At 68.5% G+C, this 12,353-nt stretch carries 8 protein-coding genes; 2 read left to right on the top strand and 6 right to left on the bottom strand.

What is annotated here, in order from left to right:
- Positions 1–101: 101 nt before the first annotated feature.
- The 6 genes from FHS38_RS20560 to FHS38_RS20535 all read right to left on the bottom strand — a co-directional run bounded on the left by FHS38_RS20560 (position 102) and on the right by FHS38_RS20535 (position 8,344).
- On the bottom strand, positions 102–311 hold the full coding sequence (locus FHS38_RS20560; RefSeq protein ID WP_184735443.1) for a LysM peptidoglycan-binding domain-containing protein: 210 nt from the start codon (positions 309–311) through the stop codon (positions 102–104).
- Positions 312–1,183: 872 nt separating this feature from the next.
- Positions 1,184–3,112, bottom strand: coding sequence for a hypothetical protein (locus tag FHS38_RS20555; RefSeq protein WP_184735441.1), 1,929 nt, complete (start codon positions 3,110–3,112; stop codon positions 1,184–1,186).
- A 26-nt stretch (positions 3,113–3,138) separates the two neighbouring features.
- Positions 3,139–4,899: an NACHT domain-containing protein gene (locus tag FHS38_RS20550; RefSeq protein ID WP_184735439.1), complete on the bottom strand. Its 1,761-nt coding sequence runs from the start codon at positions 4,897–4,899 to the stop codon at positions 3,139–3,141.
- Positions 4,900–5,297: 398 nt separating this feature from the next.
- The gene (locus FHS38_RS20545) at positions 5,298–5,624 is read right to left on the bottom strand and encodes a hypothetical protein (protein WP_184735437.1); all 327 of its coding nucleotides are present in this window, start codon (positions 5,622–5,624) and stop codon (positions 5,298–5,300) included.
- Between the two features lie 1,027 nt (positions 5,625–6,651).
- A complete protein-coding gene (locus tag FHS38_RS20540; RefSeq protein WP_184735436.1) occupies positions 6,652–7,389 on the bottom strand; it encodes a MerR family transcriptional regulator in 738 nt (245 codons plus the stop codon).
- Between the two features lie 40 nt (positions 7,390–7,429).
- On the bottom strand, positions 7,430–8,344 hold the full coding sequence (locus tag FHS38_RS20535) for an alpha/beta fold hydrolase (RefSeq protein ID WP_184735434.1): 915 nt from the start codon (positions 8,342–8,344) through the stop codon (positions 7,430–7,432).
- Between the two features lie 274 nt (positions 8,345–8,618).
- On the opposite strand from FHS38_RS20535, the gene FHS38_RS20530 reads away from it, so the two are divergent.
- Together FHS38_RS20530 and FHS38_RS20525 are read left to right on the top strand one after the other, a co-directional pair.
- Positions 8,619–9,116, top strand: coding sequence for a hypothetical protein (locus FHS38_RS20530; RefSeq protein ID WP_184735432.1), 498 nt, complete (start codon positions 8,619–8,621; stop codon positions 9,114–9,116).
- 120 nt (positions 9,117–9,236) lie between these two features.
- Positions 9,237–11,645: a M48 family metalloprotease gene (locus tag FHS38_RS20525; protein ID WP_184735430.1), complete on the top strand. Its 2,409-nt coding sequence runs from the start codon at positions 9,237–9,239 to the stop codon at positions 11,643–11,645.
- Positions 11,646–12,353 lie beyond the last annotated feature (708 nt).

Raw genomic sequence — 12,353 nt, 5'->3', positions numbered from 1 at the left:
GTTGTTGTCCGACCTTGATGAGGTCTGGGTTGGGAATGTTGTTCCACTTGACGAGCTGCTCGACTGTCGTTCCGAACCTGGCGGCTATGGCCGTGAGTGTGTCACCGGACTGGACCCGTGTAGCGGGTCTCCTGAGGTGAGTCCGCTCGGGCGACGATCAGTTGTTGTCCGACCTTGATGAGGTCTGGGTTGGGAATGTTGTTCCACTTGACGAGCTGCTCGACTGTCGTTCCGAACCTGGCGGCTATGGCCGTGAGCGTGTCACCGGACTTGACCGTGTAGTGCGTGATGTTTGCCGTGTTTGTCGTCATATGTCCAAGCTAGTTTAGGTGGGCCTACTTCGCCCGGGGAACGTCGCTGGGCTCTGGGGCCAGCTCGGCGAGATGCGCCGCATCATGCGACGAGGCACCGGTGTGGCCTCGGACGGCCCGGGCGGGGCGGAGGATGCGGTTCCAAATGATCGTTGTGCGTAAGCATGATGCGGGTGTGTCGCGGTTCGGGTGGCTGCCGGCATCCGTGCTCGCGTCACGAGCAGGGGCTCGGCTCTGTTCCAGTCCGCCCTGGTCCACGTCAACACGCTGCTGATGCAGCAGGTCCTGGTCGATGAGAAGTGGGCCGAGAGGCCCATCGGCGCGGACCGGCGGGCGCTATCCCCCGCTGTTCTGGACGCACGTGAACCCCTGCGGCCGGACAGCCGCCTCGACCTCGGCCTGGCCGACTCCATGACGGCGCTGGGCGATGGCGGCCCGTGTGGCGCGGTTGGGACGGCCCATGAGCAGACCCCCTGGATCCCCCCCCGCGCCCTCCTTCAATGGGTCCGGCCCTTGCGGGCGGGAATCCCGGTTTGCTGTCGTAGCGTGACGGTTGGAGCGCAACAGTCATGTTCTGCTGCTGCACTCCCGCTTTGCCCGTGCTGCCGTGCTCCGCCCGCGTCAAGGGGATCGTCGGACCGGCGTGAGGCTCAGCGTGTGAGGGGACCGGACCCGGAGGGCGGGAGCGTCGTCACAAAGCTGCCCCGAGTGCGCTGGGGTCAACGGCCTGCCGGTGCGCCAGAAGGTGCCCTGCCGATGTGTGCCTTGGCTCGTGACCTCCGAGCCGGAGTGGCCCTGTACGCAACACCATGCACCCGATGGGGGCCCGGAAGACGCCCAGCCCGCGGAGGACCGCGCACCGGCCAGCCGCTTCAGCGCCCAGGGGCGTCCGTGTCCTCGGGGTTGACGTCGCGGGCCCGGTCGCCCATCTGGCCCCAGAACCGGCGCAGGCCGGCGACCGGTACCCTGCGCTGCCACGGCGCCTCCCGGCGGAACCGCAGGAAGAGCCACGACCCGGGCTGCCACGCCCTCAACAGGTCCTGCTGGTGCAGGCAGAAGACCTCACTGAACTCCACGCGCAGGTTCTCCACCTTGGCCGGGTAGGGGCACATGTTCATCCCGCACTCGCCCGTGCAGTTGCTGTCCGGTTGTGAGGTGCGCTCCACCGCGCGTACCGGGTCCAGCAGCGTGCGGTCCCTGCTGAGGCACGAGGGGAGCCTGCCGTTCTCCGGGCAGCAGAGCTCAAGGAGACGGAAGAGGTCCTTGGGGCGGTAGCCACGCTCGCCGAGCACGGCCAGCACCAGGACGTCCGCGAGAAGCTGCTGCGCCGCGGGGTCCAGGGTGCTCCACCCGGTGGACGGCGGGATCCAGAGGTTGTGGACCCGTTGCTCTCCGGGGCTGCTCACCTCGGTGCCCACCTCGCAGGCCACACCGGCCTCGTCGATCCACAGGAACCGCTCGGGGCGACGGGTCTGCAGCGCGCGGACCGCCAGCTTGCCGGCCGCCACGACCAAGGGGTGCTCCCGCTGCCCCTCGGCGAGCGCCAGCCACTCCCGCACCTGCCCCCTGGGGTCGGCTCCGTGCCCGCGGAGCGGCTGGTCCGCGTGCACGTCGTCGGGCAGGCTCCACAGGGTCAGGGCGTGCAGGAGCGTCATCCGGGTGTACCAGAAGGTGCTCCGCCTGAGCATGTCCTGGGCCTGCTTGACGAGGAACTGCCTGGCCTCCTTGTCGGAATGGGGGCAGAGCCGCCGATTGGCGGCGAACTTGAACCCCTGCGCGAGCGAGACCCCCAGAGCCAGTCTGTTGCCCTGGCCCATCGTCCCGTCCGGCGCGACCGCCGTGCCGGTCGCCTTGGCTATCCATCGCTCCAGGTCATCGCGGGGACTGCCGAGGTGACGCGACATCATGGTGCTGTCGACGAGCATGGGCAGCGCCCAGGCGCACATGGTGTTGGCGTACCACTTCTCCCTCTCGACCAGGGCCTCCGAATCGGCGGCCATGCGTTCGTACCGTTCCTTCCGCCTTGCCAGCAACCGCACCACCGCGCGCCGCTCCCGGTCTCCCTGTCCCTCCACCCAGTCGAGGAAGGGTTGCCGGGCGGGTTCCTCGCCGGGTGGCTTCGGGGGGCGGCCGTCGCTGACCACGTGCTGGGGGCACTCCAGATGCTCGTACACAGCGAGCGCCTTGTAGGCCTGCTCGCCACCGCTTCCCGCTTCCTGCGCGATCGCGGCCCGTACGCGGTAGTCCGGCTCGCACCTGCCGATCTCGAAGAGCTTCTCGTACGCCCATGTGTTGCCCCCGGTGACGGCGACGCGCCGGGCCGCCGCCCCGCACTGACCCACCAGGGCGACCTTCGCCTCGCGCAGCGCCTCGGGGTCCTGGCCCCATCCGAACTCCGCCCAGTGCTTCTTGATCTCGTCGAAGAGTTCGTTCTGCCGCGGCTCGGCGTCGACGCTGTCGATCTCCACGGCGGCTCCGTAGATCCTGAGCGCCCTCAGCCGCGCACTGCCCCGGTCGTCGTGACTTTGGCCGTCGAGGCCGGTCGCACGGCTCCGCCGGGAGAGTTTCTCGGCCCGCATCGCCTCGTCCAGCAGGTGACCGGCCTCCTCCCGCAAGAGGTCACGCATGACGGAGACCGAACAGGACCCGGCCGGATCCGTCCGCCGGTAGCCGCATCTGCACCGGCCGTCGAGCGAACGGGAGTGCAGGGTGCAGGCGATGAGGAGTTCTCGTCCGCCCTGCCGCAGCGCCCGGCGGATGTGGTCCTTGGTGAGCCGGGCCAGGAGCGGCACCGGATCCACGCACAAACCGAAGGCCGGTGACTGTCTCACCGGGCTGCCGAGCACCCTCGCCAGGAAGCGGGACCCGAGGTACGCCTGCATGACGCTGTGCTGGAAAGCTGGAAACGGGCCTTCCGTCCGTACTCGTGCACCAGCCCCATCCGGGCACCCCATGTCGCGGCGAGCCGGAGATCGGTCCGGAGACCTTCCAGGCATTGCTTCCCGGCGTCCGCCGAGCCGTCCGGGGAGGGGTCCTGGCACACCGACGCGCCATCGGGCTCCTGCGAACGCCGGGCCCGTCTCAGGCCGTCCAGCTGGTGGTCCAATTCCTCGGTGACGCGTCTGTTCCATTCGTCGTTGCACGGCACCCGCGTGTGTCCGCTGCCGGTCTCCGAGTCGCTGTCCTGGTCTCCGCCGATGCGGGGGTCGAGTTCCCACAGCCCCACTTCCGCGCGGTCCGACGCCAGTCCGATACAGGCCAGCGCGGAGATGTGGGCCACCACCGCCGACCTGGTGTCACGGTCTATGGGCAGCTCCGGGTGGACGTCCCCGTCGACGAGCGCGTCCAGCCACGTCTCCATGAGGTCGCCCCGCAGCTCCCAGGTGTCGTGGAGCGTCGGATCCGTCGTTCCGCCTTCCGCCCACAGTGGCTCCAGGAGGTCCCTGCGGTGCAGATCCTTGGCGATCTGCAGATAGATGGGCGACTCCGACATCCTCGCGACTTCCACGACCCGGTCGAGGAGGAGGGAGTCCGAGCGCCAGCTGCCGCTGCGGGCGATGTACTGCAACGCCGCCTCCGCGCTCAGCGGCTCCAGTTCCGTCATGGCGGCCTGCATCGCGCGCAGTGGTTCGTGCGGCCGGGAGGCGATGACCAGCGGCAGTCCTTCCTCGCCGGCCTTGCGTATCGCCTTGCGGATCAGGTTGTCGCGCTGACCGCTCGCGTGGTTCCGGCTGAGCGTCTCCTCCAGGCCGTCCCCGAGCACCACGATCCGGTCGGCCCGCTGCCGTAGCCACCGCCAGATCCGGTCGACCTCACCGTCCGACCGCACCACCGGCTGCACGATCTCCTGGAAACGCTGACGGGCCAGTTCGCAGAAGTCCAGGGTGTCCCCCTGGGCGTCGCGCAGCCGTACCGGAATGGGGACGGCGCCCTTGGCCGCGAGTTTCTCGGCGAGACGCACCAGCAGCGCGGTTTTGCCCGCCCCGACATTGGCGACGACGATATGGGGGCGGCGGGCCTTCCGGTCCCGAAGGTTATTCATGATTGCGTTGCAGAGCTGGTCGCGCCCGACCACCTCGTCCATGAGGCTGCCCGCCGTCTGTACAAAACTGCTGGCTTCCTTCCTCGCCTTGCGCGTGCAGAATCTGCGGACCCGCCCGAGCCGCCAGGCCAGGAACAGCAGGGTCGAAATGGCCAGCAAGAGCACCGGCATCACCACTCCGTTGGCCGCTCCGCAGGAGGTCCCGATCTTTGAACAGGCCTTGTCCGGGTTGAACGCCCCCCACCACCACCCGTGATCCTTCGCACCGGTGTCGTTGAAGAAGACCGCGACCACAAGACCCCGGAGCGCCCAGATGACGAACACCGCGGCGAGGACACCGAAGACCAGGATCCCCACGGTCGTCACGAACGGATTCCGCCACCGTCTCGCGTGGGTGATACCCCGATGCAGCAACCACCATGTCCGCAGCGCCCTGACAGCGGCGTCGAACGGCCGCCGCAGGTGCGCGATCACCTCCCGGAAGAACCCACCCTCCGGTGGGCCGGTGACGATCCTGACCTTGGGCCGGTGGAATGCGTTCGCCATGGACACCAGCTCCGTACGCTGCGGTGGTCGCTGCGGTGAGGAGCGGGCGCGCGCAGGACGGGCCGAGGGATCGACCGGTATTCCCCCTGGCGTGCCCTTGCCCGGCCGTACACCGACGCTCCGATGCGGGATGTCGAAAAATCCCCTTTCCTTCAACAGCTACCATCCCTTGCCCGGCCTCGCCACAGGGCACAGGGCAGGGGCCGCCACCCCGTACCGGGCCCAGACCCGTCCTGGCCGTACCGCATACCTCCGCGGCCGGCTCAGGGGTGCCTACCAACCGCCGTCCCGTCCTCGCTCAAGGCCCTGCCGCGGCGGCGGGTGCCGACACCTCAGGGCCCCTCGGCCGAGGGCGACGTCCGGTACGCCCGGTGAGCCCGTGACCATTGGGGTCACGGCTAGAAAGGCACTCCGCTGTCGGAGTGGTAACGGCCGCGGCCGTCGTTCTCCTCGTACCACCCGTCATCGCTGTGCCGCCCTCGCTTCTTGCCGCCGCCGGCGAGAGCCCCGATGAGCATGACCGGCATGAGCAGGATCGCGACGATGGCGAAGGCCGTCATGATGAGACCGACGACCAGAGCCAGGATGAACTTCCCCGCGAAGAAGGCGAAGATCGCGAGCACCGCGACGACGACTGCCTTCCAGAGGGCCGGAATCCTCTTGAAGCGGGCCTGGAGGTAGGCGCTCTTCTGTGCCGCCGCTCGTTTCGCGAATCGAGATGCCATGATTCGGCCCTGCTTTCCGCCTGGTCGCGGCCCCCGTCGGCCGGAACTGTGCCCGGAAGTCTGGCACCATCGGCCTTTTCGCCATAGGAAGTTCACCAACCCGCTGTTTTCGGGAATCTGTTCGGCGAATTGCGATCGAGCTGCCGGCGACGAACGTGCTCGGCGCCCGCGGCGGCGGACAGCGCCACGGAGCCGGGCCGTCATGACGCAGCTCCTCGCCGCTCGGATCCGGTCCCAGCTCTCAGGGCCCGAATGGCGGGGAGCGGAATAGAGCCCGTACCCCCTGAGGTTGTGGCCAGGTACGACACACCGCCCCGCGGGAGGGCTGTTCAAGGTGGATCGGCCGCACTCTTCTGACTCTCATCATCACGTCGGGGGCTTTGCGGGTGACTCCTGGCTGGGCATGACGGTGTGCGAGATCGGCAGGAAGTGGCTCCGCTTCCGGGAAAGCACCGACCGTGAGGCCGAGCACACGCGGCGGGTGGCACTGGCGATGGAGGGGACGCACTCGCGGGACCGCACGGCGGTGGTACGGGCGTGCGCCGGGCAGAGGTAGGGATCAACGCCCTTGCGCAGCGAGATTGACAGCAGCTGACTGAATGGCTGGCCGATCCGCGGCACATCGTTCCCGTGAGCGATGACGTGGCGACCACTACCTCGGTGGGCGCTCTGGTGAACTCCTCCTCGCCCTGGCGGCAGAACAGGGGTGAGACGGCTGAGATGGTGCTATCCCCGCGGGTGCGGGGAGCAGGTTGCGCGACCTGCGGGTTCACCGGCCGTCTGGTGCGATCTCGAGCACTGTCGTCGAGCCGAGATTCCACCCTTTTGATGTATGGCTGCCAGATCGCCCGTCGTGGGGATCGCCGCGCCCCGCTGGCAGCCCTAACGATCGAGAGGATCCGGCGGTAGTCACCTGGCGGCGCGACCTTGTCAAGACTGTCGCCGCGGTGCGGGACCAGCAGGCCTGCACGCCCTGGCACCTGGGTTTCTGCTGGCACCGCCGCAATGGCGGACCGGGGTGCTGGCGTCAGCTGTCGTGCCCGGAGGGTTGGCGCTGCTTGGCGCGGTGGGCGAGCGCGTCGAGGATGCGTTGCCATGCCGGTGATGCCTCGGAGATCTGGGAAGAGACCAGCTTCAGCAACCCTGGCTGGCTGCTGTCCCGTTCGTGTTTGATCTCCCAAGCGTCCAGGTCGTCGATGAGCGGGTCCAGGCGTGGATCGTGCGGATCCCAGTCGACTGATTGATCACAGGCGAGATACAGGCGCGTCGTCTCGGGGTCGTCGAAGCCGGCGTTCTTGTCCCGTATCCGCTGCGGCATGGCGTGCGGGTCCAGTGCCTGCATCAGGATCCACGAGTCGCGCTCGAGTCGTACCCTCTGTTCGCTGACCCCGAGACCGCGCATCCGGTTCAGGATGTCGACCACCTCGGGGGGCAGGACAAGCCTTTCACCGCCGGCCAGTTCGGTGATTCGGCGGCGGTAGTCGGTGAGCTGGTCGATCTTGCGCTGCAATTCGGCATCGATGTCGGTGACGGCCGCGGCGAATTCGGCTGGTTGCGCATGCAGCAGCGCGTCGATACGGGCCAGTGGCACCCCGGCATCGGCGAGGGTCCGGATCCGGATGAGATCCACTGCCGCTTGCGCGCCGTAGCGGCGGTAGCCGGAGGCATCGCGCTCGGGCTCGGGCAACAGGCCGACGTGGTGGTAGTGGCGAACGGTGCGCACGGTCACGCCGGCGGTTGCCGCGAGCCGGCTGATCGTGAGCACCGTCCTCCTCGGGTCTTCGTGCAACGTGGTCGTGCCGAGTCTAGGGGCGAGCCGCCCGGTCGACGACGTCGCGGATCGCCTGGACCACGGCATCGGGCCGGTCGAAGCAGAGCCGGTGGTGGCTGGTGTCGGAGATGATGCGTTGTTCCCCGTGCGAGACCGCGCTCACCAGGGCCGCGTCCATTCTCGTATGGCCGTCATGCATCTCTTGCAACGTCCGCTCCGACGTCAGTACCTGCTGGGCGGGGTCGGTGCCCACCACGGTGAGAGCGACCACCGGGACGTCGGGAATGTTCGGCCCGGCCCGCAGTTCGGTGGCGAGTTCGGCCAACTTGGTGCGCTCGGCGATGCCGACGCCGGTCCATTCCTCACTCATCTTGGACTCGATCAGTGCCTGCCGCATGTGCTCCGGGTAGTCCGCGAGCAACTCGGCGAACATCTCGCGCAGGGCCGGGCGCATCTGTTCCAGCTGCTCCCGATCAGGTGCCATCTGCTCGACCGCGGCCAGGCTCGCCGCGGGCGGCATGAAGTCGTCCCAGTCGCGGTGGAAGGCGTCCAACCAGACCAGGCCGGCCACGTCCTGCGGGTACAGCTGCGCGAACCGATGCGCGTAGAAGCCGCCGAGGGAGTGCGGCACCAGAATGTAGGGGGCGGCGATGTTCTGGGCGCGCAGCAGCTCGCGCAGTTCCGTGGCGACCGCGGCGGCGGTGCGCGGCAGTGGGAGGGGATCGCTGTAGCCCGTGCCACCGCGGTCGTACACGACGGCGGTGGTGAACTGCGAAACCCCCTGCTGGACACCGAAATAGTCCAGGCCGACCGCGCTGGCGCCCGGTAGGAACACCACGGCCGGTCCGCCGCTGCCCGACCGATGCACGAAAATGCCGCGGCCGTCGATCTCCTGGAATCCTCCGACCGGCGGAGCGGGCCGAGCCGAGGAGGTGCTGTTGTTCGTCATGTGACCAGGCTCCAACCCTGACGCAAGGTCAGGGTCAACCCCTTCTGTCGCCGCACCCGGCAACGATTCGACGATCATGCGAATTCACCACCTCTCTTGCGCCCCCTCGTGCGCGTAGTGCGCCCCACAGTGCCGCCGTGCGCCCAGAGATGTGAGGCGATCTGTTTCGGTCGGCGGCGCCGGCCTTGATACTGACGTAACGCCATGGGTGGGCACGGACGGGGGAGGAACTGTGGCACGCAAGCGGACACGCGAAGACGCTCCCGATCGAGCATTGATCACGGAGATTGCCAGGGACGTGATCGAGGAGATAGCCAGGGAAGAACTGCCGACGTTCTCGGCGGTCAGCCGGGCATACTTCGCCGATCCACAACGGGCGATGTCCGGGAGGGGGTCACGGCAGGCGCCGCTCGGGTTCGGATCCGGGATGGTCGAACTCATCTTGACGCCCATCGTCTTGGCCGCCACAGCCAAGGCCGTCGAGTGCCTGGCCGAAACCATCCTCAAGCGCGCCCCGGGGGAAGGCACCAACGCGGCCCTGCGACGGATCTTCCGTGTCGGGCATCGTTCCCCCGGCCCCCCTGTACCGGATGATGCTGCTCAGAGCACACCCTCCGGAGCCGTCGCCGTCGAATTGCGGCAGGAAGACATCGAACGGCTCAGGCACGTGGTGGAAGCCACCCTCCACGACTGTGGGACCGCTCCGGAGAGTTCCCGTCTGATAGCCGACGCGATCATAGGCCGGTGCCGGACGCCACGGCCGACCAGCTAGCGTCGCGGCACCGCGATGACCGTGACCAGGGAGACATTCACCGGGCGGCGTAGCGGACCGTGGGCATCACGTGGTCTGCCCGGCGGCACGACCAGCCGGCTCGTCCTCCTGATCGCGGCAGTGGGTGCCGGCGGGCTGTATGTGTTCCTTCAGGCATACTTCCTCGTTCCACGGAACGCAGACTTCTTCTTCGGCACGTTCAGCCGGTGCTTCCGGGATCCTCGGATCGGGCTCCCTGAGCAGAGTGGCCATGCCTTCGAGGAGGCGCGGCGTCTGATGGCGACCTGTCAGCAGCCCGCCTTCGTCGACCAGGCGCAGTGGGTCGGCATCGGGTTCGTGCTCCTGTGCGGCGTGTCCTTGGCCTGGTACCTTTCGCACCCCTGGTGGGTGACCCGCAACAGCTGCCGGAGATTCCCGGCACTGCCGAGCCTGAGATCGCGCCCGCTGTCGCGGTTTCCGTCGAAGGAGGACCCCGACGGGCGGGAGATCGCGGAGTACCTCGACCAGCAGTGCCGCGCGGCCGGCGTGCAACCCTCGCCCGTCTGGATGCTGGACGCTTTGGCACGTTCGTCCAATGGGCTCGCCTTCGGCGTGCCCTGGCGGCGGCGCGTCATCATCGACGCCCCGCTGGTGAGGTGTTTCCACACCGATCGCGACCTGTTCCGCGTCGTCATCGCGCACGAGCTGGCGCACCTGCGCAATCGCGACGTGGACAAGACCTATCTGGCCTTCGGGATCTGGTGGGCCTTCCTGACCGTCGCGGTGATGCCCTTCGGAGTGCTGACCCTGCACCGTGCATGGTCCGGTGAGCCACCCGTGATCCCTCCAGGCGTCGTGCAGTACCTGGTGGACGTCCCGCATGCCCTGGGGCTGATGGCCGCCCTCACCGTGCTCGTCCACCTCATCCGGAACTCGGTCCTGCGGGCTCGCGAGTTGCACGCCGACGCCACGGCTGCGGCGCAGAGCGGGTACGAGGGGGCAGCGGCGATCCCTCGGGCGCTGCTGGACCCTGCCGCAGGCCAGGGTTCCGCACGTGCCGCCTTCGGCCGGCTCACACACCGGCTGGGGTACTGGCCGACGCCCGAGAAGCGGCGGCGCGTCCTGCGTGAACCGGCCCTGCTCACCCGCCCGACGGTGTGGGAGACGCTGGGTGCCGGAGTCGTGGTAGGCGTCTTCACCGCCAGTGCCGATGACCTCGTGGACACTCTGTTCCGCCTGCTGTGGGGCAAACTCAACACCCGCATGGGCGATCTGACGGTCGGCTGTGTCATCGGCGCCGGCCTCGCGGGGGTGCTGGCCGCAGCCGTGTGGCGCACCGTCGCAGCGTCCGACCTGGAACCCCGTCCCCCCAGGGCCGCATGGCTGGCGCTCCCCGCTGGGCTCGTCGGGGGATACCTCGCCGGAGCCAGCCTCCCTCTCATCACGGACGGAACCGAGCTGCCTGCCACCACGCTCGAAGATCAGGGCTTCGCATGGCTGCTGAGGGCGGGGCCAGTGCTGCTTGCCGGGGCCGTGTGCGCCACGGTCTGGATCGTCTCTGCGGCGCGCGGCCTGCTTCCCCGGGCCCGCGGTCGCACAGCCCTGTACGCCGTGGTGGCCACGTCCGTCGTCTCCTTCGCCCCGTGGTTCGCCGTCTGGTACTCCGTCCGGCGCATCGGCCAGAGCAACGGATTCCAGCCCGCCCTGGGGGACGCCCCGGACATCGGCTCCACGATCGGCTGGTACACAGTACTCAGCCGGTGGACAGGCTTCACATGGCAGCCGCTCACCGTGCAAGGGAGGCTCCCGTCCACCCTGGTGGGCCTGATGCTGCTCTGGCTTGTACCACTCACGTTGCTCCTGGTCTTGGACAAGGCAAGAGGCACCAATATGGACATCCGGCCACAGATCAGGACGGCTCTGCTCATAGGCCTGGCCGGAGGCGCCTCAGTGATCACTGCGGGCATAGCGTTGCCGTTCCTGGCGCGGACCGCACTGCCACCGGCTGTTCTGCACTATCCCGGAACGCAGCAGGACACGGGGTTCCCCGGCGTCTACTGGCACACCTACATCGCTCTCGCATGCATCGCCCAGGGTGTCGTGGCCGTGTTGATCTCCATCACTGTCCAAAGACATCGGCCCGCCCTCGTCCTGGCCGGCATATCGCTGACCGCGCTGGCGGCGGATCTCGGCCGCGCGCTCGCCTTCGCGGCGGTCGGCTGCACCCGCCTCTTCGGCGCACCTGCCCGCCGGTGTTCCCTCCCGTTCGCCCCGGAGGTCCTCGCGGAGGACCTCCGGACAATGGCTCTGCGCGGGTTGCTGGCTGCAATTCCCGCAACCTTACTGGGAGTCGGCGTAAGAGCGCTTGCACGAAACCGGATGACCACACAGCACGGCACGGACCAAGCGGGCGGGCGCCGGAAACCTGTCCGGACCCGTACTTGGGCCCTGGCTACGGCCTTCATCGTCCTCATCGCAGCCGACGTCGCAGCAGTGGTTATCGCGCTTCCCGGAGATCAGTACGTCTGGGAGACCTGGCTCAGAGGCTGACGCCTCACGGCCGGCCCCCGGCCCGCAGCTGCCGGCAGTCCCTGGCAGAGAAGCAATCGAGTCCATGAACAGACTGAGGGTTCTCCCGTACCTTCCGGCCGCCGCTGGCGACCCCTGAACGGCGGTCACCACTGCCCCCGCACGCGGGGAGCAGGAGGAGGGGGCCAGGCCATCCACACACGCGCGCGGGGAGCAGGCCAAGTTCCGGGGCTCCATGGTCGTGGGCACGGGACCATCCCCACACGTGCGGGGAGCAGGACGACGTGAACGGCACCGGCGTCCGGCGCGCGGGACCATCCCCACACGTGCGGGGAGCGGACTGCGCGACCTGCGCCGTCGCTAGCTGTCTGGTGCGATCTCGCGGATTTCAACCGAGTTGGACGTCTCGCTTGTACCGGCACAGAGCCCCTCATGTTGCCCTCGTGCGGGACCACCCATGCTGTCAACCTACGCGCCACTTCACCCCGCGGGACACGAACGCGGGAAGGCAGCCACGGGCCGGGGCCAGGACACTTCGAACCGGACGAGTTCCTGCAGGTCGTTGCTCACCGCGCGGCCTCCTGGGCGCCGTCGGCGATGCTGACGGCGTCAATGCAGGGGGCTCTTGTACCGGTCGATGGCTGCGACCATGCACCGTAGTTGGCCCGTCCGACCAACTGCGGCGCACAGCGAGAAGATCTGTAATGGCGCCGATAGGGCAGAACGCGG

Source organism: Streptomyces netropsis (assembly GCF_014203545.1).
Taxonomy (GTDB): Bacteria; Actinomycetota; Actinomycetes; order Streptomycetales; family Streptomycetaceae; genus Streptomyces; species Streptomyces netropsis.
This window is presented reverse-complemented; position numbering and strand designations above follow the sequence as displayed.

Coding starts and splice junctions, on each gene's coding strand:
- FHS38_RS20550 (WP_184735439.1), bottom strand. CDS start 4,899: ATGGCGAACGCATTCCACCGGCCCAAGGTCAGGATCGTCACCGGCCCA.
- FHS38_RS20545 (WP_184735437.1), bottom strand. CDS start 5,624: ATGGCATCTCGATTCGCGAAACGAGCGGCGGCACAGAAGAGCGCCTAC.
- FHS38_RS20560 (WP_184735443.1), bottom strand. CDS start 311: ATGACGACAAACACGGCAAACATCACGCACTACACGGTCAAGTCCGGT.
- FHS38_RS20535 (WP_184735434.1), bottom strand. CDS start 8,344: ATGACGAACAACAGCACCTCCTCGGCTCGGCCCGCTCCGCCGGTCGGA.